This is a genomic window from Mesorhizobium sp. M0968, from assembly GCF_040319065.1.
Taxonomy (GTDB): domain Bacteria; phylum Pseudomonadota; class Alphaproteobacteria; order Rhizobiales; family Rhizobiaceae; genus Mesorhizobium.
Map to the genome: position 1 here is coordinate 69,296 of NZ_JAMYNL010000006.1, position 24,936 is coordinate 94,231.

The 24,936-nt window shown below is 63.4% G+C and carries 22 protein-coding genes, 1 tRNA gene and 1 other RNA gene; 8 read left to right on the forward strand and 16 right to left on the reverse strand.

The genetic code is table 11. The features are described 5' to 3' along the window. Positions 1–129 precede the first annotated feature (129 nt). From NKH67_RS12945 to ffs, 4 genes are all read right to left on the reverse strand, one after another. On the reverse strand, positions 130–1,068 hold the full coding sequence (locus NKH67_RS12945; RefSeq protein ID WP_352470045.1) for a cell wall hydrolase: 939 nt from the start codon (positions 1,066–1,068) through the stop codon (positions 130–132). Positions 1,069–1,357: 289 nt separating this feature from the next. Beyond that, positions 1,358–1,681, reverse strand: coding sequence for a YbaB/EbfC family nucleoid-associated protein (locus NKH67_RS12950; RefSeq protein WP_352470044.1), 324 nt, complete (start codon positions 1,679–1,681; stop codon positions 1,358–1,360). A 31-nt stretch (positions 1,682–1,712) separates the two neighbouring features. Then, entirely contained in the window at positions 1,713–3,551 is a 1,839-nt protein-coding gene (locus NKH67_RS12955) for a DNA polymerase III subunit gamma/tau (RefSeq protein WP_353031022.1), read from the reverse strand. A 104-nt stretch (positions 3,552–3,655) separates the two neighbouring features. Next, an RNA gene (gene ffs, locus NKH67_RS12960) (signal recognition particle sRNA small type) lies at positions 3,656–3,752 on the reverse strand. A gap of 359 nt (positions 3,753–4,111) precedes the next feature. On the opposite strand from ffs, the gene NKH67_RS12965 reads away from it, so the two are divergent. The 3 genes from NKH67_RS12965 to NKH67_RS12975 are packed head-to-tail and all read left to right on the forward strand — an operon-like array spanning position 4,112 to position 5,839. Then, the gene (locus tag NKH67_RS12965; RefSeq protein WP_023676868.1) at positions 4,112–4,531 is read left to right on the forward strand and encodes an HIT family protein; all 420 of its coding nucleotides are present in this window, start codon (positions 4,112–4,114) and stop codon (positions 4,529–4,531) included. Between the two features lie 38 nt (positions 4,532–4,569). Then, on the forward strand, positions 4,570–5,511 hold the full coding sequence (gene nudC / locus NKH67_RS12970; RefSeq protein WP_353031024.1) for an NAD(+) diphosphatase: 942 nt from the start codon (positions 4,570–4,572) through the stop codon (positions 5,509–5,511). Between the two features lie 25 nt (positions 5,512–5,536). After that, positions 5,537–5,839: a Dabb family protein gene (locus NKH67_RS12975; protein WP_292662251.1), complete on the forward strand. Its 303-nt coding sequence runs from the start codon at positions 5,537–5,539 to the stop codon at positions 5,837–5,839. A gap of 17 nt (positions 5,840–5,856) precedes the next feature. Here the strand turns inward: NKH67_RS12975 and NKH67_RS12980 are convergent, their stop codons facing one another. From NKH67_RS12980 to NKH67_RS13010, 7 genes are all read right to left on the reverse strand, one after another. After that, entirely contained in the window at positions 5,857–6,798 is a 942-nt protein-coding gene (locus tag NKH67_RS12980; protein ID WP_352470041.1) for a 2-hydroxyacid dehydrogenase, read from the reverse strand. Positions 6,799–6,893: 95 nt separating this feature from the next. Then, on the reverse strand, positions 6,894–8,525 hold the full coding sequence (locus NKH67_RS12985; RefSeq protein WP_353031026.1) for an ABC transporter ATP-binding protein: 1,632 nt from the start codon (positions 8,523–8,525) through the stop codon (positions 6,894–6,896). Then, positions 8,522–9,661 (reverse strand): ABC transporter permease, encoded by a 1,140-nt coding sequence (locus tag NKH67_RS12990; protein ID WP_353031028.1) that lies wholly within the window; start codon positions 9,659–9,661, stop codon positions 8,522–8,524. Before NKH67_RS12990 ends, NKH67_RS12985 begins: the two co-directional genes overlap by 4 nt. Beyond that, on the reverse strand, positions 9,661–10,755 hold the full coding sequence (locus NKH67_RS12995; protein ID WP_023676860.1) for a microcin C ABC transporter permease YejB: 1,095 nt from the start codon (positions 10,753–10,755) through the stop codon (positions 9,661–9,663). Before NKH67_RS12995 ends, NKH67_RS12990 begins: the two co-directional genes overlap by 1 nt. A 279-nt stretch (positions 10,756–11,034) precedes the next feature. After that, positions 11,035–12,903 carry an extracellular solute-binding protein gene (locus NKH67_RS13000; protein WP_353031030.1) on the reverse strand — a complete coding sequence of 623 codons (1,869 nt, stop codon included), beginning with the start codon at positions 12,901–12,903 and terminating at the stop codon, positions 11,035–11,037. Further along, positions 12,903–14,786, reverse strand: coding sequence for an extracellular solute-binding protein (locus tag NKH67_RS13005; RefSeq protein ID WP_353031032.1), 1,884 nt, complete (start codon positions 14,784–14,786; stop codon positions 12,903–12,905). The genes NKH67_RS13000 and NKH67_RS13005 overlap by 1 nt, the downstream gene beginning before the upstream one ends. A 173-nt stretch (positions 14,787–14,959) precedes the next feature. Beyond that, on the reverse strand, positions 14,960–15,613 hold the full coding sequence (locus NKH67_RS13010) for a c-type cytochrome (protein WP_353031034.1): 654 nt from the start codon (positions 15,611–15,613) through the stop codon (positions 14,960–14,962). A 192-nt stretch (positions 15,614–15,805) separates the two neighbouring features. On the opposite strand from NKH67_RS13010, the gene NKH67_RS13015 reads away from it, so the two are divergent. Both NKH67_RS13015 and NKH67_RS13020 read left to right on the forward strand, forming a co-directional pair. After that, positions 15,806–16,534 (forward strand): 3-deoxy-manno-octulosonate cytidylyltransferase, encoded by a 729-nt coding sequence (locus NKH67_RS13015; protein ID WP_353031036.1) that lies wholly within the window; start codon positions 15,806–15,808, stop codon positions 16,532–16,534. 33 nt (positions 16,535–16,567) lie between these two features. Beyond that, a complete protein-coding gene (locus NKH67_RS13020) occupies positions 16,568–17,431 on the forward strand; it encodes a prephenate dehydratase (protein WP_023717847.1) in 864 nt (287 codons plus the stop codon). Between the two features lie 7 nt (positions 17,432–17,438). Here NKH67_RS13020 and NKH67_RS13025 read toward each other — a convergent pair whose 3' ends face one another. Both NKH67_RS13025 and NKH67_RS13030 read right to left on the reverse strand, forming a co-directional pair. Continuing rightward, on the reverse strand, positions 17,439–17,795 hold the full coding sequence (locus NKH67_RS13025; RefSeq protein WP_352681286.1) for a hypothetical protein: 357 nt from the start codon (positions 17,793–17,795) through the stop codon (positions 17,439–17,441). Positions 17,796–17,850: 55 nt separating this feature from the next. Then, a complete protein-coding gene (locus tag NKH67_RS13030; protein ID WP_353031038.1) occupies positions 17,851–18,795 on the reverse strand; it encodes a methyltransferase domain-containing protein in 945 nt (314 codons plus the stop codon). 106 nt (positions 18,796–18,901) lie between these two features. Between NKH67_RS13030 and NKH67_RS13035 the strand changes: the two genes are divergently transcribed. Continuing rightward, positions 18,902–19,912, forward strand: a complete 1,011-nt coding sequence (locus tag NKH67_RS13035; protein WP_353031040.1) for a ligase-associated DNA damage response exonuclease — start codon at positions 18,902–18,904, stop codon at positions 19,910–19,912. A gap of 73 nt (positions 19,913–19,985) precedes the next feature. Next, positions 19,986–21,587, forward strand: a complete 1,602-nt coding sequence (locus tag NKH67_RS13040) for a cisplatin damage response ATP-dependent DNA ligase (protein ID WP_353031042.1) — start codon at positions 19,986–19,988, stop codon at positions 21,585–21,587. 99 nt (positions 21,588–21,686) lie between these two features. Here NKH67_RS13040 and NKH67_RS13045 read toward each other — a convergent pair whose 3' ends face one another. Next, positions 21,687–22,838, reverse strand: a complete 1,152-nt coding sequence (locus tag NKH67_RS13045; protein WP_352767107.1) for a hypothetical protein — start codon at positions 22,836–22,838, stop codon at positions 21,687–21,689. Positions 22,839–23,179: 341 nt separating this feature from the next. Here NKH67_RS13045 and NKH67_RS13050 point away from each other — a divergent pair. Beyond that, a tRNA-Thr gene (locus tag NKH67_RS13050) sits at positions 23,180–23,255 on the forward strand. A 35-nt stretch (positions 23,256–23,290) separates the two neighbouring features. Here NKH67_RS13050 and NKH67_RS13055 read toward each other — a convergent pair. Together NKH67_RS13055 and NKH67_RS13060 are read right to left on the reverse strand one after the other, a co-directional pair. Next, a complete protein-coding gene (locus tag NKH67_RS13055; protein ID WP_353031044.1) occupies positions 23,291–23,911 on the reverse strand; it encodes a LysE family translocator in 621 nt (206 codons plus the stop codon). 109 nt (positions 23,912–24,020) lie between these two features. Next, complete coding sequence (locus tag NKH67_RS13060; protein WP_353011963.1) at positions 24,021–24,587, reverse strand: hypothetical protein; 567 nt, start codon at positions 24,585–24,587, stop codon at positions 24,021–24,023. Positions 24,588–24,936 lie beyond the last annotated feature (349 nt).

Genomic DNA, 24,936 nt, shown 5'->3' on the forward strand with positions numbered 1-24,936 from the left:
GTTGAGGGGTGTTGGCCGGAGCGCCGTTGATGCCAAGCTGGAGCACCCCTCATCCGACCTCGCTCCGCGAGGCCACCTTCTCCCACAAGGGGAGAAGGGAAGGCCGACGTCGCGGCCAGTGCTGCCGCCTCAGTTTTCTTCCAGTGGCCGGGTCTGGCCGGCGATCATCGCGCCGATGGCGTCGGTGTTCTCGGGCGTCGCCTCGAACGACATTGTCGGCTCTGCCGGCGCGGCCTGGAAGGAGGTGACAGGCCGCTCGCTCGCGGTTCCGCCAAAACGGGCCGCATCCGGCTCCTGCATTGGTTCCTGCAGCGCCACAAGCATCGGCTTCTCCGCCGTCGCCTTCTCCGGGGTCGCCATTCCGGCGGTCACCCTTGTCTGCTTTGCCGGCAGCGATGCGGCGGCGGTAACATAGGTTGCCTTGGCAAATGTCGGCTTGACCTCGCGAGCCGGCTCCGCCGAGGCGACAAGTATGGCCTGAGCGGCAGGCGCTTGCGGCTTGGCCTGGGCCATGGCGACCACCGGTTCGTCCGGCAGCGGCTGCCAGTTGCGGCCGCGCTTTTCATAGAAGGCATTGCCGCCGGCGACCATGGTGTAGTGCATGTTCTTGTAGGGGAAGCGCAGGCCGGCGGTGTGGAAATACATGGTGTTCTTCAGCTTGGCTTTGCGCTCGCCCTTGAGCACCGCCTCGGCGGCTTCCTCGACGTCGGGCATCGCCTTCGAATTCATCGGCCGTGTCATGACGCCCGGCGCGAACTGCCCGCGCTCGCCGACGACCTGGCAGATGGTGTTGCCGTGATTGCCGGACCGCAGCCGGTTCATCACCACGGTGCCGACCGCAATCATGCCGTCACGGCTGGAGCGGTTGGACTCGAAGAACATCGCCCGCTCCAGGCATTCCTTCTCCTTCGGCGTGGAATTGTAGGAGCGCGAGCTCAGGAAACTCGGCGTAATGGCATCGGTCAGGCTGGACATGCCGTGCGAGGCGGTCTGACTGCAAGCGGCCAAAAACAGCGGCGAGATAACGACGCCGAGCCGCAACGGCGTCTTCCATCGGGTAGAGATCAACAGGTGTCCCCTCAATTCTGCTGCCAGCCCGCCCCTGGTTGCGGCAAGAATGAGACACTTTCAGGCAAAAAGATGGCTAAAGCGTTATTAAGTGTGGGGAGTTGCCCAATAGACACAGTTGGCGGTAGAGCGAGCACTGGGCCGCTGCACTCTTCGGCCACTGTAACGGCATACCGATTGACTAGCGCGTCGCGTTCGACCGGCCTCATGCGACGCGCTTTAGGTTCTTGTTTTGATGCATGTCGTTATCGCAAAACCGCTGCACACTTTTGCGCGACATGCACTAGCCTTAGAACGGCAGTTTCATTCCCGGCGGGATCGGTAGGCCCGCGGTCAGCGCCCTGGTCTTCTCCTGCATGATCTGCTCGACCTTGGTCCTGGCGTCGTTGTGGGCAGCGAGAAGCAGGTCCTCGAGAATCTCGACCTCGTCTTCCTTGAACAGCGCCGGGTCGATCTTCAGCGACTTCATCTCGAATTTGCCGGTCAGCGTCACGCTGACCAGGCCGCCGCCGGCCTGCCCGGTGGCTTCCAGCGTGGCGATCTCATCCTGCATGGCCTGGAACTTGGCCTGCATTTCCTTTGCCTTGCCCATCATGCCGAGAAGGTCTTTCATCGCACTGTCCTTTGCAGCTGGTCCAGGTTGTTCAGGTTTCGTCGTCGTCGGCCGGCGGCTCGACCGGCACTTCGGCCTCGTCGGCTTCCGGCGCATCGGGAATGCGCACGTCGATGATCTTGGCACCGGGAAAGCGCGCCAGGATGGCGGCGACCGTCGGGTCGCTCTTGGCATCGAGGAAGGCGTTTTCGCGCTTTGTCGATTCCATCTCGGCCAAGGTCTGGCCGCCCTCGTCCTTCGACAGCGACACCAGCCAGTTGCGGCCGGTCCAGGCGCGCAGCTTGGCGGTCAAATCATTGAGCAACATCTTCGGCGCATCGTCGGTCAGGCTGACGTCGATACGACCGGGCTCGATGCGCACCAGGCGCACGCAACGCTTCACCAGCACCTTGAAGGCCATGTCGCGCTGGGCGTCGGCAAGGGCGACAATGTCGGCCAGCGATTTCACCGGCACCGGCGGCGCCTCGACCGCCGGCTCCGGCGGAGCAACGAAGTTGGTCGGCACGGGCTCGGCCTCGACCAGGCGCATCGTCTCGACCAGGCGCATTGTCTGGGCGCCGCCATTGGACGTCGGCATCCGCGCCTGCGCCACGGCGCCGGCACCACCGCCTGCAGGCGCATGGTTTGCGGGGCCGGGGCTTGCCGGCGTGCCATTCGCGCGCGGCGCAGCGCCCGGCAGTGTGCCGCCGTTCTCCAGCGATTTCAGCGCCTCGTCCAGCGTCGGCAGGTCGGCGGCATGGGCCAGCCGGATCAGCACCATCTCGGCGGCGCTGACCGGGCGGTTGGAGGTCTGCACCTCGGGAATACCTTTCAAGAGGATCTGCCACGTCCGCGACAGCACCTTGACCGACAGCGTGCTGGCGAAATCGGCGCCGCGCCGGCGCTCGTCCTCGGACAGCGAGGCGTCGTCGATGGCAGCCGGCACGAAACGCAGACGGGTGACCAGATGGTTGAACTCGGCAAGGTCGGTCAGCACCGCGGCAGGATCGGCGCCGGTATCGTACTGGGCACGGAATTCGGCAAGTGCGGCGGCGACGTCTCCCTTCATGACATGTTCGAACAGGTCGACGATGCGGGCACGGTCGGCAAGGCCGAGCATGGCACGCACCGCTTCGGCGCTGACCGCGCCGCCGCCATGGGCGATCGCCTGGTCGAGGATCGACTGCGCATCGCGCATCGAGCCTTCGGCCGCGCGCGCGATCATCGCCAGCGCATCGTCTTCGACTTCGATGCCCTCCAGACCGGCTATCCTGGCAAGGTCGGCCTTGATCATTGCCGCATCGATGCGCCTGAGGTCGAAACGCTGGCAGCGCGACAGGACGGTGATCGGCACCTTGCGGATTTCGGTGGTGGCGAAGATGAACTTGACGTGCGGCGGCGGCTCTTCCAGCGTCTTCAGCAGGCCGTTGAAGGCCTGGTTGGAAAGCATGTGCACTTCGTCGATGATGTAGACCTTGTAGCGCGCCGACACCGGGGCGTAGCGCACACGCTCGATGATGTCCCTGATGTCGTCGATGCCGGTATGCGAGGCGGCGTCCATCTCGATGACGTCGACATGCCGGCCTTCCATGATCGCCTGGCAATGCTCGCCGAGCACGGCAAGGTCGACGGAAGGCTGGTCGACGGTCGATGTTTTGTAGTTCAGGGCCCGCGCGAGTATGCGCGCGGTCGTCGTCTTGCCGACGCCACGCACGCCGGTCAGCATCCAGGCCTGGGCGATGCGGCCGGTGGCAAAGGCATTGGTCAACGTGCGGACCATCGGCTCCTGGCCGATCAGTTCGGAGAAATTCGACGGTCGGTATTTGCGCGCCAGCACGCGATAGGCGGCAGGCTTGTTCGATTTCCCGGCGTCGTTTCCGGCTTCGCTCATTCGCCCGTTAAGCTCCAAGGGCTGCCACTGGAGGCGGCCGATTCCTGCGCATAGTTTCGCCCGTACGGCTTGGCGCCGTCAATGTCGGGGCAAAAGGCGAAGAGGCGGGAGGCTGGAACAATGACCCGTTCCGGGCTCGTTAGGGCTGCTTCCTTCCGGACCTGACCCGGTTGGCGAGTGGACCGTCCACCACCAACCTCCCAGCCTCCATATCGGCAATCCGGCGATGAAATGCAAGTGCGGATGATAGGGGCCTTGAGCGACGGCGAAAGCTGAAACCAAAAACCCGCCTCGGCGGGCGGGTCGTTGGTGCGAATAATCACCATAGCGAGATTAGTAGCATAGCTGCCGGCACAAAGCAAGAACAAAATGTGGCCGCGATCAAAATCGTCGGCCTCGGCGGGGCAGCGCCAACCTGATGCAATTTGCCCGGGCCCTCACTTCTTCGCGCACAATCAGCGCCGCGACGGCCAATGTTGCTTGCTGCCCCTTGCGGCCCTTCGGAAGCCGCTCTAGCGTCGATGGAGGTCAAAAAACGTCAAAAAGTGTGGGAAACGCCGATGCTGCCGGGCCTCAAGGCCGGATTCACGCTTGACGCCCAGCTGGAAGCCGACAGCGAACAGCTGATGTGGCTCGGCCTGTGCGAATTGCGCGTCATGAACGACCGCCGCTGGCCATGGCTGCTGCTGGTGCCGCAGCGGCCGGGCATCGAGGAAATCCACGACATGACGCCGCTGGACCAGGCGATGCTGACCTTCGAGACCAACATGGTGGCGCTGGCGCTGAAGCGGGTGACCGGCTGCACCAAGATCAACACCGGCGCACTCGGCAACATCGTGCGCCAGTTGCATGTACACGTCATTGCCCGCTCGGAAGGCGATCCCGGCTGGCCCGGCCCGGTGTGGGGGCACGGCCTGCGCGAGCCCTATCAGCGCTCCGACCTTCGCAAGTTTGCGGAAAAGATCAAGGCAGCGCTATAAGCCTCTCCCGTGTCCACCTTGAACCTTCCCGAGTCTGCATGAGCTTTCGCCTGTTTGACGCGCCCTTGCGCGAGCCGAGCCAGTTCGTCGGCTTCGCCGGCAACATTATCGACCGGCAGTCCGAAAACCGCGCCGACGATTCCGTCGAAAACGCACTCGCCGATCCCTCGGCGCGGCTTTTGCTGATGCGTGGCGGCCGGCTCTATCTGAAGCTTGCGCAAGGCGCATTCGACCCCTGGTTCGGCGTGGCCGAATGCCGGCCGCTCGAAGCATCGCTCGAGAACGGCGTCCTGCTCGGTTTTTCCGAAAGCGGCCCGGTGCTGGCCGTGCCGGCCGGGGTCGAGCCCGAGCAGCTTCCCGAGACGATCAAGGCGATCGACTATCGCTCGGTCTATATGCAGGGGCTGATCGACGAAGCGGCGGCCGGCGCGCTGGCGCAAGGGGCGGCGTTGCTCGCCTGGCATGCCAGCCATCGCTTCTGCAGCAAATGCGGCACCGAAGCCGAGATGCGGGCGGGCGGTTACAAGCGGCATTGCCCGGCCTGCGGTACGGAGCACTTTCCGCGCACCGACCCGGTGGCGATCATGCTGACGGCAACACGCGAAAAATGCCTGCTCGGCCGCGGCCGGCATTTCGGGCCCGGCATGTATTCGGCGCTCGCCGGTTTCATCGAGCCGGGCGAGACGATCGAGGCGGCGGTGCGGCGCGAAACGCTGGAGGAAGCCGGCATCAGGCTCGGCCGCGTCGTCTACCACGCCAGCCAGCCCTGGCCGTTCCCCTATTCGCTGATGATCGGCTGCTTCGGCGAACCGCTCAACGACGATATCCAGCCCGACCTCAACGAGCTGGAAGATTGCCGCTGGTTCTTTCGCGACGAGGTGCTCTCGATGCTGGCCCGCGAGCATCCGGGCGGCCTGGTGACACCGCCGAAGGGGGCGATCGCCTACAACCTCATCCTCGCCTGGGCCGACAGCGCGTGACACGAAGACATCGCAGGAGCAAAGAATGATCCGTCACACCGTCGTGTTCACGCTGAAACACCCGCCGCATTCGCTCGAGGAAAAACGGTTCCTCGCCGACGCCAAGAGGATTCTTACGGCGATAAAGGGCGTCACACATTTCGAGCAGTTGCGGCAGGTCAGTCCCAAGAACGACTACCGCTTCGGCTTCTCGATGGAGTTCGCCGATCAGCGGGCCTATTCCGGCTACAACGACCATCCCGACCACGTCGCCTTCGTCCGCGACCGCTGGATCCCCGAGGTCGCGGCGTTTATGGAGATCGACTACGTGCCGCTCGGCTGGGGCTGAGACTGGAAAGCGGCGCTCTAATACCCGGCGTTGCGGTCTACCACATTTTCCAGCGGTTCGCCGCGCTCGAAGGCGTCCATCTGGCGCAGCATGATCGGCGCCAGGTGGACCGGATCGGAAGTTGCCGCCGCATGCGGCGTCACGAACACTTTCGGATGGCTCCATAGCGGGCTGGTCTTCGGCAGCGGCTCGACCTCGAACACGTCGAGGCTGGCCTCCTTCAGCGTGCCGTCGTCCAGCGCGCGCAAAATGTCGGCGTCCTTCTGCAGCCTGCCGCGCCCGGCATTGATCAGCACCGAGCCGCCGAGGCCGTTGCGCTTGCGCAGCTCCTTCAGCACGCCGTGGTTGATGATACCGTGCGTCTGTGGCGTCAGCGGCAGCAGCACCACCAGGATGTCGGTGGCGTTTAGGAACGGGATCAGGCCGGCCTCGCCCGCGTAAGTCGAGACACCTTGCATCGGCCGATCGCTGCGCGACCAGCCATTGACGGGAAAGCCGAGCGACAACAGCACCGATGCCGCCGCGCGTCCAAGCGTGCCGAGCCCCATAATGCCGACCGAGATGTCGCTGGCCGGCCGCTGCTGCGGTTCATGCCAGATCTTCTTCTGCTGCTGGGCGCGGTAGAGCATGCCCTGGCGATGGTGGTCGAGCACCCGCCAGACGACGTATTCGGTCATGTACTGGGTCAGGTTGTCGGCCACCACCTTGACGACCGGTACGTCGGGCAAGGTGGGATCGGCGAAGATGTGGTCGACGCCGGCGCCGATCGAGAAGATGGCGCGCAGATTGGGCAGCGACGACAACAGGTTCGGCCGCTGTTTCCACACCACCGCATAGGTGATCGAGGGATCGCCGGCGCCGTTCGGCTCGAGCACCACCTCGCGCTCCGCCGACAGCAGTTCGCGCCAGCGCAGCGGATGAATACCGGTGAGGGCAAGCAGGATGCGGCCTTTTTCCATTGCGGATTGTTTTTCCCTTTTTACCAACAGCGTTCGCGTCCCGACGCGCAAGGCGCGGCTGCGTTTTGATTTTGTGCATGATCTCTGGCGAAAATCTACTCGCTGACGATGCCGACCGGCGCCGTTTCGATCTTGAAGGCGGCCGAGATCAACGCCTTTGTATAGTCGGTCCGCGGTTTGCCGAAAATCTGTTCGGAAGGACCGGCCTCGACGATCCTGCCATTGCGCATGACGATGACTTCGTTGGCGAGCGCGCGGATGACCCTCAGATCGTGGCTGATGAAGAGGTAGGCGAGGTCGTGCTTGGCCTGCAGGCTGCGCAAGAGGTCGACGACCTGCGCCTGCACGCTCATGTCGAGCGCCGAGGTCGGCTCGTCCAGCATGACGAAACGCGGGTTGAGCACCATGGCGCGCGCGATGGCGACGCGCTGGCGCTGGCCGCCGGAGAATTCGTGCGGATAGCGGTTGCGCGTCGCCGGATCGAGGCCGACTTCCTTCAGCACGTCGACGACACGCTCGTCGCGCGCATCAGGCGACAGCTTCGGCTCATGGATCTTCAACCCTTCCTCGATGATCTCGGCGACCGACATGCGTGGACTGAGCGAACCGAACGGATCCTGGAAGACGATCTGCAACTCGCGCCGCAACGGCCGCATTTCGTTGAAGGACAGCTGATCGATGCCGCGTCCGTTGAACTGGATGGTCCCGGTCGACGAGATCATCCTGGCCAGTGCCAGGCCGAGCGTCGTCTTGCCTGAGCCGGATTCGCCGACGACGCCAAGTGTCTGGCCGGCCCGCACGGTGACGTCGATGCCGTCGACCGCCTTCACATTGTCGACGGTGCGCCGGAAGAAGCCCTTCTTGATCGGAAACCAGACCTTGACGTCCTTGCCGACCATCACCGGCTTGGCGGCCTGGTTGGCCGCCGGCGGCTTGCCTTTCGGCTCGGCGGCAAGCAGATGCCGCGTGTAGGCGTGCTGCGGATTGGCGAATATCTCCTTGGTCGGGCCGGTCTCGACGATCTTGCCCTTGGTCATCACGCAGACCCGGTCGGCGATCTTCCTGACGATGCCGAGGTCGTGGGTGATGAACAGCATCGACATGTTCTTGCGGCTTTTCAGGCCGGCGAGCAGCTCGAGGATCTGCGCCTGGACGGTGACGTCGAGCGCCGTCGTCGGCTCGTCGGCGATCAAAAGTTCAGGCTCGTTGGCCAGCGACATGGCGATCATGACGCGCTGGCGCTGGCCGCCGGAAAGCTGGTGCGGATAGGCGTCAAGCCGCTTCTCCGGCTCGCGGATGCCGACCTCGTGCAGAAGTTCCAGCGTGCGCGCCTTGGCTTTGCGATCGCCCAGGCCCTGATGCAGCTTCAATACCTCGACGATCTGCTGCTCGATCGTATGCAGCGGGTTGAGCGAGGTCATCGGCTCCTGGAAGATCATGGTGATCTTGTTGCCGCGCACGCGGCGCAGGTCTCTCTCGTCGGCGGCAAGCAGGTCGGCGCCGAGGAACAGTATCCTTCCCGACGGGTGGCTGGCGGTCGGATAGGGCAGCAGCTTCAGCACCGACAGCGCGGTGACCGACTTGCCGGAGCCGGATTCGCCGACCAGCGCCACCGTCTCGCCCTTGGCAAGGTCGAAGGAAATATGGTCGACGGCCATCGACTGGTCGCCGGCTTGCGTGAAGGCGACGCTGAGATCCTGGACCGAAAGCAGCGGGGTGTCGCTCATCTGAACGTCTTGCGCGGATCGAAGGCGTCGCGGGTGGCCTCGCCGACGAAGACCAGCAGCGACAGCATCAGCGAGATGACGACGAAGCCGGAAATGCCGAGCCAGGGGGCGTTGAGGTTGCGCTGCGCCTGCTTCAACAGCTCACCCAGCGACGCGGCGCCGGGCGGCAGGCCGAAGCCGAGATAGTCGAGCGAGGTCAGCGTCGAGATCGAGCCGCTGAGCAGGAAGGGCAGGAAGGTCAGCGTCGCCACCATGGCGTTGGGCAGCAGATGCCGGAACATGATGGTGACGTTGGACACGCCGAGCGCACGCGCCGCATTGACATATTCGAAGTTACGGGCGCGCAGGAACTCGGCCCGCACCACGCCGACCAGTGCCACCCAGGAGAACAGCAGCATCAATCCGAGCAGGATGAAGAAGCCGGGCGGCAGGATGGCAGCAACGATCAGGAGCAGATACAGCACCGGTATTGCCGACCAGATCTCGATGAAGCGCTGGAACAGAAGATCGGTCCAGCCGCCGAAATAGCCCTGCAGAGCGCCGGCCGCCACGCCGATCAGCGCCGAGCCGGCAGTCAGGATCAGGCCAAACAGCACCGAGATCCTGAAGCCGTAGATGACGCGCGCCAGCACGTCGCGGGCCTGGTCGTCGGTGCCCAGCCAGTTCCAGTTGCCGACGTTGCAATTGGGGTCTGCCTCGCCTTTCGGATACTGGTTGCAGCGCGTCTTCTTGTCGTAGAGCCAGGACGGCTTGGTCGGTGCTGCTTCGGGAATAGCGTTGTTGACGGTCTGGTAGGAGTAGCGCACCGGCGGCCAGATCATCCAGCCATTGGCATTGATCTCGTCCTGGATGACCGGGTCGCGGTAGTCGGTGACGGCATAGAAGCCGCCGAACTTCTCCTCGGGATAAGCGACCAGGACCGGAAACAGGATCTCGCCCTTGTAGGAGGCGATGATCGGCCTGTCGTTGGCGACCAATTCCGAAACCAGCGACAGCACGAACAGGAACAGGAATATCCACAACGACCAGTAGCCGCGCCGGTTGGACTTGAAGTTCTGCAGGCGCCGCTGGTTGAGCGGCGACAGAAAGGGCCGCGCGATCCGAGCCGGCGCCGTTTCGGCCATGGTCCGCGCCATCAGACGTCTCTCCGCTCGAAATCGATGCGCGGATCGACCCAGGTGTAGATCAGGTCGGATAGCAGCCCGACGAACAGGCCAAGCAGCGAGAAGATGTAGAGATTGGCGAACACCACCGGATAGTCGCGCTGCACCACCGAGTTGAAGCCGAGCAGGCCGAGGCCGTCGAGCGAAAATATGTTCTCGATCAGCAGCGAGCCGGTGAAGAACGCCGAGATGAAAGCACCGGGAAAACCGGCGATGACGATCAGCATGGCGTTGCGGAAGACGTGGCCATAAAGCACCTGCCGCTCCGACAGGCCCTTGGCGCGGGCGGTGACGACATATTGCTTGCGGATTTCCTCGAGGAAGGAATTCTTGGTCAAAAGCGTCGTCGTGGCGAAGGCCGACAATACCAGCGCGGTCAGCGGCAAGGTCATATGCCAGAAATAGTCGACGATCCGCTGCGGCCAAGACAGCTGGTCCCAATTGTCGGAGGTGATGCCGCGCAGCGGAAACCAGTCCCAGAACGAGCCGCCGGCAAACAGCACCATCAGCAAGATGCCGAACAGGAACCCAGGAATGGCGTAGCCGACGATGACGACGCCGCTGGTCCAGACGTCGAAGGTGGAGCCGTCCTTGACCGCCTTGCGGATGCCGAGCGGGATCGAGATCAGGTAGGACAAAAGCGTGATCCACAGCCCGATCGAGATCGACACCGGCATCTTTTCCAGGATCAGGTCGAGCACCGAGATGTCGCGGAAGTAGCTGTCGCCGAAATCGAAGCGGAGATAGTTCCACAGCATCATGCCGAAGCGCTCGAGCGGCGGCTTGTCGAAGCCGAACTGCTTCTCCAGTTTCTTGATGAATTCCGGGTCGAGCCCTTGCGCGCCGCGGTATTTCGAGCCGACGTCGCCGGCGACATCGAAATTGGCGCCGCCGGCATCACCCCCGCCGCCGCCGAGGCGATCGCTGCCGCCCTGGTTGGTCAGCCTGGCGATGACCTGCTCGACCGGCCCGCCTGGAGCAAACTGGATGACGGCAAATGACACCGCCATGATGCCGAACAGGGTCGGGATCATCAAAAGGATGCGGCGCAGTATGTAGGCGCCCATCAGGCTTTACCCTCCTTGAGGACGACCATTGTGTCTGAAGGTGCCCCCAAGGCAATCGCCCCAGGCCAATTGCCGAAGTCGGTGCCGCCCCTCATTGTCCTACCGGACATTTCTCCCCGTATAGTGACGGGGAGAAAGGGGCTGGCTGTAGTCTCGGCGCTTCTATTGCGACGCTTATGATCGGCGAAACCATCGATGAAAGCGCCCCTCTCCCCGTCGCTATACGGGGAGAGGATGCCGGCAGGCAGGTGAGGGGCGGCGCCAGCGCTCGCAAGAAATTCAGGCTTTGCCAATTTTTGCCGCCTTGTCTTTGTCGAACCACCACGACGTCTCGACCGGAAAGTCGTAATCCGGCTTTTGAGCGGGAAAGCCGAACATGTCCCAGAAGGCTGCCCGGTGATTCGCCAGATGGTATGTTGGAATCCAGTCTAGCCGCGCGCGCAAGACCCGATCGAGCGCGTTGAGCGCTGTGACGAGTTCGATCCGGCTCTGCGCATTGCCGGCTGCCTCGATCAGCGCGTCGATGGCTTTGCTTTCCGTGCCCGGATAGTTGCGCATCCCCGGCGTGTTCGCCATCCGGGAATTGTAGAGGATTTCCAGGCCGTCGGCAGTAGGCGTCGCCCCGATCAACCAATGTAGCATGTTGAAATCGAAATCGTAGTTGCTTTGCCGCGCTTCAAATTGCGTCGAATCGACCTGCCGGATCGAAGCGTCGATGCCAATCGCCTTCATATTCTCGGACCACGGCGCGAAAATGCGAACGAGACCCTCGTCCTCGGCCAGCATTTCCACCCGCAGTCGCTCGCCCTTCTCATTGACGACGAAATTGCCCGCTCGCTTCCAGCCGGCTTCGGCAAGCAGTCTCGAAGCTTCGCGCAGCACCTTACGGTCGTGACCGGAGCCGTCCGAGACGGGTTGCACCACCGGTTCGCCGAAGGTTTCCGGCGGCAACTCGGCTCGAAACGGCTCCAGCAGTTTCAATTCCTGGGGCGAGGGCAGGCCCTCGGCCTTGTAGTCCGATCGTTCGAAGTTCGATTGCGAGCGCTCGTAGGAGCCGAAAAACAGTACCCGCCTGGTCCATTCGAAATCGAAGCAATAGGCGATCGCCTGTCTCACGCGCACATCGCGGAATTGCGGCCGGCGCTGGTTCAGCGCGACAGCCTGCATGTCGGGCGATTTCTCGCCGGGAAATTCCCGTTTGACGACCCTGCCGTCCTTCAGGGCCGGAAAGTCGTAACCGGTCGCCCATACCCGCGCGGTGAATTCCTCGCGAAAATGCGTATCGCCTTTCTTGAACGCTTCAAACGCTGCCTGGCGATCAAGATAGAAATCGATACGGATACGGTCGAAATTATTAAGCCCGCGGTTGACGGCGAGATCGCGCCCCCAGTAATCGGCGACACGTTCATATTCGATAGTCTGCCCGGCCACGACCCGTCCCATCTTGTACGGCCCGGAGCTGAGCGGCGGGGTCATCGTCGAGGCGTCGAAATCATTGGCCGTATAGAAGGCTTTGGACACGATCGGCATTATGACGATCGCGAGGATATTCTGCGCCGACTGTTTGCCGTTGAAGGTAAGGTTGACTGTAAGCGGATCGATTGCGACCGCATCCGTCATATGCCGCAGTGCTTGGGATAGGTTCGGATGTCCCCGGTCTTTGTAGAGGTTCAAGGCGAAGGCAACGTCCTCAGCCGACACCGGCGAGCCGTCATGGAAGCGCGCTTGTGGCCGCAGGCTGAAGCGGAAGCCGTTGCGGTCCTGCGACAAGGTAACGGATTCGGCAAGTAGGCCGTAGACCGCATCCGGCTCATCGACTGCCCTTGCCATCAGGGAATCGAAGCAGAGCTCGGTGCGCGGCGGCGAATCCCCCTTCAACACCAGCGAGTTCAACGTGTTGAAAGTCAGAATGCTCTGATTGAGGGTGGAGTTCGGCGGGCCGAAATTCATCCGGCCGCCCTTGGGAGCGTCTGGATTGACATAGTCGAAATGCGCGAAATCCGGCCCGTATTTGAGATCGCCAAAAGCCGACAACCCGTGCAGTTTCACGCCGGTCGGGATGGCGGCGAAAGCTCGGCCTGGCAGCAGTGCCGCAGCGGCGGCGGCACCGCCCAGGGCGAGGAAGTCGCGACGGGGCAGCGCCGCCATCAATTGCCACTCTTGTATTTGGCCGCCAGCGCCTTTTCCTTGTCCGGGTCGATCCACCAGGAATTCTGGTCGACGCCGCTATAGGCGGGCTGTTTCTCCGGCATGCCGAACTTGTTCCAGTAGGCCAGCCAAACCACGGCGCGGTAATATTGCGGTACGACATAGTAGTTCCACAGCAGCACCCGGTCGAGCGCATGGGTGGCGGCAACCAGATCGTCGCGGTCGGTGGCAAAGATGATGCGGTCGACCAGCGCATCGACGACCGGATTCTTGATGCCGGCGTAATTGCGCGATCCCGGCGAATCGGCGGCCTTGGAACTCCAGAAATCGCGCTGTTCATTGCCGGGAGAGTCCGACTGCCCGAGTATCGAAGTGACCACGTCAAAGTCGAAGTGGGTGACTCGGTTGATATACTGGGTTTGGTCGATCAGGCGCAGCGTCGCGTCGACCCCGATCTTGCGCAGATTGGCGATGTAGGGGCTGGCGATGACCTGGTCGGTGTCGTTCCAGCCGAGGATTTCGAACTTGAATGGCTCTCCGGTCTTGGCGTTGACCATCTTGCCGCCTTTGATCACCCAGCCTGCCTTGGCGAACAGATCGACCGCGGTTTTCAGGTATTTGCGCTCCGCCTGGGCGGTGTCGTAGACCGGCAGCTTGAATTCCTGGGTGAAGACTTCAGGCGGCAGCTTGTCGCGGTACTGCTCGAGGATTTCCAGTTCCTTGCCTTGCGGCAGGCCGCTCGACGCCAGCTCAGTGCCCTGGAAATAGCTGCTGGTGCGGGTGTTGGAGCCGAAGAACAGGGTCCGGTTCATCGTCTCGAAGTCGAAAGGATACATCAATGCGGCGCGCACCAGGCGATCCCTAAACAGCGGGCGCCTGGTGTTGAGCATGAAGGCCTGCATCGGTTCGGGCGACGCGGTCTTGAATTCCTTCTTGATGACGTCGCCGGCCTGAACTGCCGGGAAGTCATAGGCCGTGTTCCAGCGCCTCGAACTGTTCTCCGGCTTGATGTCGTCCAGCCCGCCCTTGGTGAAGGCCTGCCAGGCGGCATTGTCGTCGAGAAAATAGGTGAAACGCTGCCTGTCGAAATTCTCACGGCCAACTTTCACCGGCAGCTTGGCCGCCCAGTAGTCCGGCACGCGCTGCCAGATGATTTCGGACCCCGGCTTGAAGCTGGCGATCTTGTAGGCGGCGGAGCCGAGCGGCGGCTCCTGCGTCGGCTTTGTGACGTCGCGCTTCTTGCCGTTGGCGTCGGTGCCCTCCCACCAGTGCTTGGGCAGCACGACGAGACCGCCGAGGATTTGAGGTAACTCCCGATTGCCCTTCTGGTTGAAATGGAACTCCACCTCGCGATCGGAGATCGCAACCGCGTCGGTGACGTTCTCGAAATAGCGGCTGTACATCGGGCTGTTGGCCTTCAGCACCTGGAACGACCAGATCACATCGTCGGTCGTTATCGGCTGGCCGTCATGCCATTTCGCGCGCGGATCGAGCCTGTAGGTCGCCGAGGAATAGTCGGCCGGGTATTTGTAGGCATCGGCGATCAGCGGATGGTTGACGCTGCCCTCATCCGTCGCCTGCTCCATCAGCGTGTCGTAGAGCAGGCCGCCGCCGAACTGCGCGAAGCCGGCGGCCGGCGAACCCTGCACGATATAGGGGTTGAAGCTGTCGAACGTGCCGAGCACGACTGAGTTCACTGTGCCGCCCTTCGGCGCATCCGGATTGACGTAGTCGTAGTGCTGGAAATTGTCGCCGTATTTGGATTCGCCGATCAGCGACGAGGTCGTGCGCCATTCGTCCGCGAAGGCCGCCTGCAGGCCGCCGGCAAAAGCAGCCACAAACAGCACTGATTTCAGAAGCGCCCGCGCTCGGCCAACCGTCATGCGTTCTCCTCTTCGCGATATAGCGCCGTCACCATAGCGTCTGGGCCCAATCTAGATCATTTGGCGGCGCTGAAAACCGCAACCGAGCGGCTTTGTCGTCGCATATGCATTTTTCCTAACGAAAAAGCCGGGCTGAACCCGGCTTTTTCAAGGATAATGTCATTACAGTTTTGTTATTTTGCGGGTGCCGCCGGGGCGGCTGGCGCCGCGCCTTCTGCCGGCTTGGCAGGGACTGCACCTTCGGCCGGCTTGGCGGGGGCGTTTTCGGCCGAGGCGCCGGGCGCCGGCAGCGGCTTCGGATTGTCCGACAGCGTGCGCAGATAGGCGATGACGTTGGCGCGGTCCTCATCCTTCGGCAGGCCGGCGAAGCCCATCGCCGTGCCCTTCACGAACTTCTTCGGCGAGGTGATGAAGTGGTTGAGATTGTCGTAGGTCCACTTCTCGCTGCCGCCCTTGGAGAACTCCTTCATGCCGGCCGAATAGGCAAAGCCCTCATGCTCGGCGACCGGACGGTCGACGATGTCCCAGAGATCGGGCCCAACCTTGTTGGGGCCACCCTTTTCGCCGGAGTGGCAAGCCTGGCATTTCTTGAAGATGGCGGCGCCCGCTTCGGCGTTGGCAGTGGTCAGCAGCTCGGCGATCGGCTTCACGGCCGCGGCGGGAGCGGCCGGGCCGCCTTCGGCGGGCTCGGTCGCCTCGATGGCGAAGCCGGGCTTTTCCGGCGCCGGCGAGGCAAACAGCGCGTCGGATACGATGCCAACGGAAAAGACGATGAACACCGTGCCGAGAAAGCCGGCGAGCAGCTTGTTGACTTCGTTGGAATCCATACACCCCAGGCTCCCTTTTCCGGCGGACCGATCCGTCCACTCCGTCCGTCGGTATCGTGAACCACCCTGCGAGGCGGTCAAATCGCGCGGAAACTAGGTCTTTTGCTCCGGCGTTGCAACACCTATAAGGGCGCTGCCAGTGAGACCTTTTGCCACTTTTGTCCCCCTCTTTTTCGAGCCCCTGCCCGCCTCATGTCCACGCTCATCCTGATCCCGGCCCGCATGGCCTCGACGCGCCTGCCGGGCAAGCCGCTGGCCGACATTGCCGGCACTCCGATGATCGTCCACGTCGCCCGCCGTGCTGCCGAGGCCGGGCTCGGCCGGGTCGTCGTCGCCACCGACACGCAAGGCGTTGCGGAGGCGGTGCGCGCGCATGGTTTCGAGGCGGTGATGACGCGGGCGGACCACGAAACCGGTTCCGACCGCATCTTCGAAGCGCTGACCATCCTCGACCCTGGCAACAGCGTCGAGACGATCGTCAATGTGCAGGGCGATCTGCCGACCATCGACCCCCTTGTTATCGGCGCCGTGCTGAAGCCTTTCGAGAACGCAGCGGTGGATATCGCCACGCTCTGCGTCGAGATCGTACGCGACGAGGAAAAGACCAATCCGAACGTCGTCAAGCTGGTCGGCTCGCCACTCTCGACGACGCGGCTCAGGGCGCTCTATTTCACCCGCGCCACCGCCCCTTGGGGCGAAGGCCCGCTCTACCATCATATCGGCCTCTATGCCTATCGCCGCGCCGCGCTCGAACGCTTCGTTGCGCTGAGGCCGTCGCCGCTGGAGCGCCGCGAGCGGCTGGAGCAGTTGCGGGCGCTGGAGGCCGGCATGCGCATCGATGCGGAGATCGTGCAGTCGGTGCCGCTTGGCGTCGATACGCCGGACGATCTCGAACGCGCCAGGGCGCACCTTTCCAGCTAAGAAATTCTTCCCCCAATTCCCGAGACTCTGCGCATGCCTGAAAAGACCAACAAAATATCCTTCCAGGGGGAGCCGGGCGCCAATTCCGACACCGCCTGCCGCAACATGTTCCCGTCAATGGAGCCGTTGCCGTGCCCGACCTTCGAGGACGCCTTCAACGCCGTCGAGACCGGCAAGGCCGATCTGGCGATGATCCCGATCGAGAACACCATTGCCGGCCGAGTCGCCGACATCCATCACCTCTTGCCGGAATCGAAGCTGCACATCATCGGCGAATACTTTCTGCCGATCCACTTCCAGCTGATGGTGCTGCCCGGCGTCAGGCGCGACGAGATCAGGACCGTGCACAGCCACATCCACGCGCTCGGCCAATGCCGCAAATACATCCGCAAGAACGGCTGGAAGGCGACGGTTGCCGGCGACACAGCGGGCGCCGCCAAGATGGTCGCCGCGATGAAGGACCGCACCATGGCCGCGCTGGCGCCGGCGCTGGCCTCGACCCTCTACGGGCTCGACATCATCGAGGAGAATGTCGAGGACACCGACAGCAACGTCACCCGCTTCGTCGTGCTGACCAAGAACAAGCAATGGGCCGAACGTCCCTCGGCCGACGCCAGGATGATGACGACCTTCATCTTCCGCGTCCGCAATGTGCCGGCGGCGCTCTACAAGGCGATGGGCGGCTTCGCCACCAACGGCATCAACATGACCAAGCTGGAAAGCTACCAGCTCGGCGCGTTTACAGCGACGCTGTTCTACGCCGATATCGAGGGTCATCCCGACGATCCGCTGGTGAAGCTGGCACTCGACGAGTTGCGCTTTTTCTCGCGCGAAATGCGCATTCTCGGCGTCTATCCCGCCAGCGCCTCACGCGAGCAGTGGAAGGTGGCGGATTAGGATCCGGTCAGGTCAGGCCGAGCTTGTTCTGTTTGGCCGGCTTGCCGCATTCGCGCCGGCTGATCGACCGGTTCATGGCGTCGATCTTGCCGCTTGCCTGGTCGGCGTCGCGTTTGGCTTTTGAGCGCATATCCGGCGTGAACGGGCCAAAGCCCGTCGCCGGGTTGGAGAACGACGGCTTGGCGTCCACCGGCAGATGATATTGCTGCGCCAGGCCGTTTCGTTGCGCCAGCAATTGATCGCAAGGCACCTTGTCATATAGCAGCGAGGACTGGACGTTTTCGTCCTGCCGTTCGGACATCGAATTGCCGACGCAGCCGGCCATCGCCAGGCAAGATGCCAAGACCGTCATGTTCCAGCGCATGAACGTGCTCCTTGTCTTTCGCAGCTGCGGCTTCTCATGCGCAGCGGCAGAAGTCTTAGCCAGATTTTACGCTGCCGGAAAGCAAGCTTGCCACTACGGCCAGCCCTTCGACCGGTTCGCGGCGATCCTGCCGGATGATCGTTGCCTGCAGCGACAGGATCGAAAAGCCGTCGGCATCCAGAACCCGCTCTACATAGCCTTGCGAATGCGCGTAGCGGCGCGACGGCTGCAGGGCGAAGCCGGCGCTGTCAGACGATTCTCCGCCCGGGAGCGTCTCGACGGAGAACGCAAACAGACCGCCGCCGGCAAGCATTCCGGCAATCTTGTTCACCACCCTGTCGAGCGCGCCGGCATAGATGAACACATCGGCCGCCGTCACCAGATCGGCTTTCGGGCCAGAATAGCAAAAATCCTGCAGGTCCGTCTTGACGAGCAGATCGTAGACGCCTTTGGCGCGCGCCTGCCTCAGCATGCCGGCCGAGATGTCGTAACCCTCCAGCCGATCGGCGATCGGCCGCAGCCTCTGGCCCATGAGGCCGGTACCGCAGCCGAGATCGAGCGCCAGCGAAAACCGGCCCGGCCGTGCTGCCCGGATGGCGCGGTCGAGGCATTCGGGCAGACGGTAGCCGAGCGTGTCGACAAGCTCAGCCTCGAAGCTCCCGGCATAGTAGTCGTAAAGCGTCTCGACAAAGGCGCTGGGCGGCGCCTGGGCCGCCGCTGCCCTGCCGATCAATTGCAGCTTGAGCACCGCGCCGAGCCTGTCCGCCGGGTCGAGCCGCAGTGCCGCCGTCCAGGCCTGCGCGGCACGATCGCGCGCGCCCGCCGCTTCCTGCATCTCGCCGAGGCGGAACCAGCCGGCTGGCCATTGCGGCGCCAGTTCGAGCGCGCCGAGCAGCAATTCCGCCGCTGCCGCATGATCGCCGGATGCATAGAGCATTTCGGCATAGTCGGCACGGCGGTCGGCGGTCAAATCGCCGGACGAGGTCTGGAGCGGTTTCATGCGATCGGGTTCCGCCGGGTGTTGCAGTCGGCTTGCGCTCTATGCTGGAGTCAGCAGTGACTTACAACAGGCTTCCCGCGCCGGAATTAGCGCCTATCTTGGGGCCATGCGCGCCAGCGACCTGCTTCATCCCCGGCCGGAAGGGCTGTATTGCCCGCCCGGCGATTTCTTCATCGACCCGGTGCGGCCGGTCAACCGGGCGCTGATCACACATGGCCATTCCGACCATGCCCGCTCCGGCCACCGCTCGGTGATGGCGACGCAGCAGACGCTCGACATCATGGGGCTGCGCTACGGCGACAGTTTTGCCGGAACGACGCAAGCCGCCGTGCTCGGCGAGACGATTGCGCTCGGCGGCGTCACCGTCAGCTTTCACCCGGCCGGCCATGTGCTGGGCTCGGCGCAGATCAAGGTCGCGCATCAGGGCACGTGCATCGTCGCGTCCGGCGACTATAAACGCCAGAAGGACGCGACCTGCGAGCCGTTCGAGCCGCTCAAATGCGATGTCTTCATCACCGAGGCGACGTTCGGCCTGCCGGTGTTTCGGCATCCGCCCGATACCGAAGAGATCGCCCGGTTGCTGAAATCGACCGAACAGTTTCCCGAGCGCACGCATCTGGTCGGCGCTTATGCGCTGGGCAAGGCGCAGCGTGTCATGCGGCTGCTGCGCGATGCCGGCTACGAAAAGCCGATCTACATCCATGGTGCGCTGGCCAAGCTCAGCGAATATTACCAGAGCCAGGGCATCGATCTCGGCACATTGGAACCGGCGACCGTCGAGACCGGCCAAAAAAGCGACTTTGCCGGCGCCATCGTCGTCGGCCCGCCATCCGCCTTCGCCGATCGCTGGGCGCGGCGTTTTCTCGATCCGATGTCGTGCTTCGCCTCAGGCTGGATGCGCATCCGCCAGCGCGCCAAGCAGGGCGGCGTCGAGCTGCCGCTGATCATCTCCGATCACTCCGACTGGGACGAGCTGACAGCAACGATCAAGGAGACCGGCGCCGAAGAAATCTGGGTAACGCATGGCCGCGAGGAGGCGCTGGTGCGCTGGTGCGAACTCGAAGGCATCGCCGCCAGGCCGCTGCATCTGGTTGGTTATGAGGACGAGGGCGATTGATGGTGTTTTTGGATCCAGCAATCGCCGGTATGGCGCTCTGCGGCAAGCCTTTCTCATTGGCGTCGCCCCTTCCATGAACCGCTTCGCCGAGCTTCTCGACCGGCTGGTGCTGACGCCGTCGCGCAACGGCAAGCTGACGCTGTTGACCGACTATTTTCGCAGCGTCGAGGATCCGGACCGCGGGCTGGCGCTGGCGGCCATTACCGGCGATCTGTCCATCGCCGCGGTCAAGCCGGCGATGCTGCGCACTCTGGTGATCGAGCGCATGGATCCGGTGCTGTTCGGCTATTCCTATGATTATGTCGGCGATCTGGCCGAGACCGTGTCGCTGGTCTGGCCGCAATCGCCTCTCGATATCGCGAACCACGAGCCGACGCTGGCCGAGGTGGTGGCCAAGCTGCAGGCGGCGAGCCGTTCCGACGGGCCGCAGGTGCTGGCCCGGCTGCTCGACAGCGCCAGCACGTCGGCGCGCTTCGCCATCATAAAGCTGGTCACCGGCGGCCTGCGCATCGGCGTCTCGGCGCGGCTGGCCAAGCAGGCACTGGCCGATTTCGGCAAGGTCGATATCGCCGAGATCGAGGAACTCTGGCACGGGCTGACGCCGCCCTATATCGGGCTGTTCGCCTGGCTGGAGGGTAAAGCGGAAAAGCCCAGGAAAACGGCGCTGGCGCTGTTCAGGCCGGTGATGCTGTCGAATGCCGTCGGCGACGGCGACCTCGAAAGGCTCGACCCGGCCGACTACGCGGCCGAATGGAAATGGGACGGCATCCGCGTCCAGGCGGCTTGCGAAGGCGGCATTCGCCGGCTCTATTCGCGCACCGGTGACGACGTCTCCGGCGCCTTTCCGGATCTTGCCGAGGCGATGGATTTTTCAGGCGCCCTCGACGGCGAGCTTCTGGTCGGAGACCCCAGGCAGGCGACGGGCACGTTCTCGGACCTGCAGCAACGGCTGAACCGCAAGAGCGTGTCGCCCAAGATCCAGCAGCAATACCCCGCCTTCATGCGGTGCTACGATGCGCTGCAGATTGGTGACGAGGATTTGCGCGGACTTCCCTTCCGCGAACGGCGCGGCCGGCTCGAGGCCTTCGTCAGGACGCTCGATCCGAGCCGCTTCGATCTGTCGCCGCTGGTCGAATTCACCAACTGGCAGGCACTCGAGGAATTGCGCCGCAAGCCGCTGCATCCGGTCATCGAAGGCGTCATGCTGAAGCGCTGGGATTCGCCCTATGTGGCCGGGCGGCCGAAGGGCCCGTGGTTCAAATGGAAGCGCGATCCGCACACGGTCGACGCCGTGCTGATGTACGCCCAGCGCGGCCACGGCAAACGCTCGAGCTTCTATTCCGACTACACATTCGGCGTCTGGTCCGGGCCGGAAGGATCGGAGGAGCTAGTCCCGGTGGGAAAAGCCTATTTCGGCTTCACCGACGAGGAACTGAGGCAGATCGACAAATATGTCCGCGACAATACGATCGAGCGCTTTGGCCCGGTCCGCTCGGTGCGTGCCGACCGCAGGAACGGGCTGGTGCTTGAGGTAGCATTCGAAGGGCTCAACCGCTCGACGCGGCACAAATCCGGCGTCGCCATGCGCTTTCCGCGCATTTCGCGGCTGCGCTGGGACAAGCCGGCGGCCGAAGCCGACCGCATCGAGACGCTGCAGGCGCTGCTCGATAGTTAATGCATGTCGCGCAAAAAAGAGTGCAGCGGTTTTGCGGTAACGACATGCATCAAAACAAGAACCTGAAGCGCGTCGCATGAGGCCGGAACGCGACGTGCTTTAGGGAACGACAGAAACGCGGATCTCGTAGATGTCGACCGACTTGCCCTGCTTGTCGAAGTCGGAATTAATGGCGATGGTGCCGGCAGCGCCCGGACGCTTGTTGGGAAAGCGCACGTCGAACAGATATTCATTGCGCTCGCGACCGACGGCATAGCGCTTGCGGCCGCAGTCGCCGAGTTCGCCGAAATTGCAATCGACGGAAATCTGCGTCTCCTGGCCCTCCTCGGAGCGCGCGATGATGTCGAATGTGGCATGCTTGCCGGCCAGTTTTTCCAGCACGCCTTGTCCGACGTCGAAGCTGATGGCCGAGCCGGATGCCCCCGAGCGGATGCGCAGGAAGGAACCGCTTTCGTCCTGGATGACGTCGGCCTTGGTGTCCGACGGTGCATTGACCTGCGTCGGGTCACCCGGCGAAAAGACGTTGATCCAGTCGTGCGCCTGATCCGCCTCGCCCTGCTTCGGCGGCGAAGCGGTGTCGTCCGGCGTGAAATCATCGCCGTCGACCGTTGGCGGCGCTTCCGGCGGCGCCGTGTCGAGCTCGGTCGCCGATTTGAAGACGCCGGTCTGGTTGGCGAAATAAAGGCCGATGCCGGCGGCTGCGAGCAGCGTCACACCGAAGAAGATCGCGGTCAAGGGCAGGCGCCGCCGCCTCGCCCGCCGGTCGTCGCGGTCGGGCGTCACTTCCGCGTCGTCGGTTTCGGCGTCGGCTTCGGTCGGAACCGAGGCCCCCATGTCGATCACCGGCGCCTCGGCAACAGGCGCATCGGGCATGATGTCGGGAACGACCGGCAGGACGCGCGACCGCGGCGCATCGGATTCGGGCGGCTGCGCCGGACCGTCAACGACGACATCGGGCGACGGCGCGGCTTCAGCTTCGGCCGGGGGCTCCACCTCCGGTGCTGCCTCCAAACTGTCGGTCGGCGCGGCGACGTCGGCAACCGCCGGCAGGAATTCCGATTCGATTTCGGTGATCTTCGCCTGGACCGCCTTGCGCCGCTTGATGGCGACTTCCACGGTGACGTTTGGATTGGCCTGTAGGGCACGGTCGAGTGCCGCGAAAGCCGATCGATAGACCCGCTCGCGAAATGCCCGGTCGTCGGCATTGCCTTTCTCGAAGGCGTTGCGGATCGCTTTTTCGATCGCGTCCAAGCGAATTCCCTCTGCAATTTCACTCACATTGCCATGATCGTTAGCCGCAGGCGACCAATCAATCAACAAGCGAGCGGCCGCATTCTGCCTTGCCGAGGGGCACAAAGCTCATTTCGGCGGTTTTCGGTAAAGGAATCAACATTTTTCGCTGATTTTCCTGCCACCGCCAACGTGGCGGACGGGACGGCATCACGCGGCCAACGGCAGATCCGCGCGGCGGCTGCCCTTGCGCCCGGCCGGAGGCGGCACCAATTGCCTCGTCCTGAAATCGCGACTGCCATCTTGAATTCGCGGCCGGTTGCGTCTATCACGCAGCCCATCTTGGAAGCTCGGCTTCCCGGGCCGCTTTAGCTCAGTTGGTAGAGCACATCATTCGTAATGATGGGGTCAGGTGTTCGAGTCACCTAAGCGGCACCAAACGGCCTATCCCGCGCGCCTGCTTCAACCAGCGCTCAGCCGAGTGGAAAAGCTGACGCCGCCGAGACGAGGGCGAGCATTGCCAGCACGATCCCCGCCGCCCGACAGATGGCGCGATGATGCCGCACCGCGGCAGCGCGCACGAGCGGACGCGAAAGCGCGACGGCCAGGAATCCGTACCAGCCTATGTCGATGATGGCGACGATGGCCGCGACCATCAGCATCTCGTTCGAGGTCCGGATCGGCAGCATCAGCCCCATGAAGGCGACGGCGAAGAAAGTGGCGGTTTCAGGCGAGAGAATGCTGATGAGAAACCCTCCGGCAAACAATCCGGCCTGCCGAGGCGCTTCGCCGATGGCCGGCGGCGCCGTTCTGGCGATGCGCAGGGCCATCCAGCCAAGGACGGCCGCACCGGCGATCTTGACCGCCGGCACCGACAGCGACCCGGAAAGATGAACGGCGCCAAACGCCACCAGGACCGCCAGCACGGCGGTGCCGGCGCCGATCCCGGCCACCAGCGGGATCGTCCTGCCAAAGCCGTGCAAGGAGGCAAGGCTGCCGGTCGCGAGGCCAATAGGGCCTGGCGTGATCATGATCACCGTATATGCCGCCAGGAATTGCAGCATCGCCGTCGACAGAATAAGCGAACTTGACATGCCAGTCTCCCGTTTGCTGCGCCGGTTACAGATTAGAGAAGAATCACCGTCGCGCTCCCACTCCTTATTTCTCACCATGCGACGCTAAAATGCTTAGATGTTTTCGGATTTACTTTCCAAATAGAAGAATATCCCCGCGCGCCCAAAGCAGGTAACAGACGAGAAGCGTCGCAGGCATTGCGAGAGCCTGGATCTGATCGGTGCGAGCGTCAGCAATGACGCGGGCGACTTCGGTCGCGGTGACGATGATTGCCGGAAAGCGGCTGAGCAGTACCGAAAGGCGGAAGAGCTCCGGCACTTTAAGGCCGAAGAGCACCACGCCATGCGCGCCGAGCCTGAAGGCGCTGCCGAACTTGCCCACGGCATGGAGCAACCCCGATGTCACGACCAGGATTGGATTGCCGACGAGCAGCAGACTTGACCCGAGCACCAATGACCCGGTGCCGGACAGAAAATCTGCGCGCTGTATTGCCGACGGGTCGAGATGTCCGTTGCTGAGGGCGCGATGATACTCCTCGCCGCTGCGCAAGAAGATGGCGCTCGCCACCAGCAGCGCCAGTGAGTTCCAGCCGCCGGCGAGGTCGTGGCCGAAAATTAGAGGCGCGGCGAAAGTGCTGCTCGCCTCGGTTAACGCCAGCCGAATCTGCATGAACATGGCCATGCCGAGGCCCAGCACATTGCCGGCAATATAACAGCCTCCGGGTCCTGAAAGCCGCACCGCGACCGCTTGTGCCAATCGTTGTCCTGGCCAGCGCCGCTGGGCATCCGCTTTTTCGCTTGCCGACATCGCCCCTGCTCCTGGTACGATCCGCCCCAGCGACGGACGCCGGCGGCGGCCCCCGTTCCGCCGCCGTTGCCCGCCTTCTCCCCCGGATCGTGAAGGCGTCGTGGTGTTGGGAGGTCCATCCACGCTGCGAGCAGAAGCCTACGCGGAGCGGCGGGCGTGCAAATCGGTACCGCCACCCATTTTTAGGCGGTCGATTTCCCAGTTTTCGCGGAAATTTTGCTGCGGGAACTACCCAGAG

What these genes read in the sequence shown, in the direction of transcription:
- NKH67_RS13025 (WP_352681286.1), bottom strand. Translation starts at nt 17,795, where the DNA reads ATGCGCTGGAACATGACGGTCTTGGCATCTTGCCTGGCGATGGCCGGC.
- NKH67_RS12955 (WP_353031022.1), bottom strand. Translation starts at nt 3,551, where the DNA reads ATGAGCGAAGCCGGAAACGACGCCGGGAAATCGAACAAGCCTGCCGCC.
- NKH67_RS13005 (WP_353031032.1), bottom strand. Translation starts at nt 14,786, where the DNA reads ATGACGGTTGGCCGAGCGCGGGCGCTTCTGAAATCAGTGCTGTTTGTG.
- NKH67_RS13015 (WP_353031036.1), top strand. Translation starts at nt 15,806, where the DNA reads ATGTCCACGCTCATCCTGATCCCGGCCCGCATGGCCTCGACGCGCCTG.
- NKH67_RS12985 (WP_353031026.1), bottom strand. Translation starts at nt 8,525, where the DNA reads ATGAGCGACACCCCGCTGCTTTCGGTCCAGGATCTCAGCGTCGCCTTC.
- NKH67_RS13055 (WP_353031044.1), bottom strand. Translation starts at nt 23,911, where the DNA reads ATGTCAAGTTCGCTTATTCTGTCGACGGCGATGCTGCAATTCCTGGCG.
- NKH67_RS13040 (WP_353031042.1), top strand. Translation starts at nt 19,986, where the DNA reads ATGAACCGCTTCGCCGAGCTTCTCGACCGGCTGGTGCTGACGCCGTCG.
- NKH67_RS13030 (WP_353031038.1), bottom strand. Translation starts at nt 18,795, where the DNA reads ATGAAACCGCTCCAGACCTCGTCCGGCGATTTGACCGCCGACCGCCGT.
- NKH67_RS13010 (WP_353031034.1), bottom strand. Translation starts at nt 15,613, where the DNA reads ATGGATTCCAACGAAGTCAACAAGCTGCTCGCCGGCTTTCTCGGCACG.
- NKH67_RS12990 (WP_353031028.1), bottom strand. Translation starts at nt 9,661, where the DNA reads ATGGCGCGGACCATGGCCGAAACGGCGCCGGCTCGGATCGCGCGGCCC.
- NKH67_RS12965 (WP_023676868.1), top strand. Translation starts at nt 4,112, where the DNA reads ATGCTGCCGGGCCTCAAGGCCGGATTCACGCTTGACGCCCAGCTGGAA.
- NKH67_RS13000 (WP_353031030.1), bottom strand. Translation starts at nt 12,903, where the DNA reads ATGGCGGCGCTGCCCCGTCGCGACTTCCTCGCCCTGGGCGGTGCCGCC.
- NKH67_RS13020 (WP_023717847.1), top strand. Translation starts at nt 16,568, where the DNA reads ATGCCTGAAAAGACCAACAAAATATCCTTCCAGGGGGAGCCGGGCGCC.
- NKH67_RS12995 (WP_023676860.1), bottom strand. Translation starts at nt 10,755, where the DNA reads ATGGGCGCCTACATACTGCGCCGCATCCTTTTGATGATCCCGACCCTG.
- NKH67_RS12980 (WP_352470041.1), bottom strand. Translation starts at nt 6,798, where the DNA reads ATGGAAAAAGGCCGCATCCTGCTTGCCCTCACCGGTATTCATCCGCTG.
- nudC (WP_353031024.1), top strand. Translation starts at nt 4,570, where the DNA reads ATGAGCTTTCGCCTGTTTGACGCGCCCTTGCGCGAGCCGAGCCAGTTC.
- NKH67_RS13035 (WP_353031040.1), top strand. Translation starts at nt 18,902, where the DNA reads ATGCGCGCCAGCGACCTGCTTCATCCCCGGCCGGAAGGGCTGTATTGC.
- NKH67_RS12950 (WP_352470044.1), bottom strand. Translation starts at nt 1,681, where the DNA reads ATGAAAGACCTTCTCGGCATGATGGGCAAGGCAAAGGAAATGCAGGCC.
- NKH67_RS12975 (WP_292662251.1), top strand. Translation starts at nt 5,537, where the DNA reads ATGATCCGTCACACCGTCGTGTTCACGCTGAAACACCCGCCGCATTCG.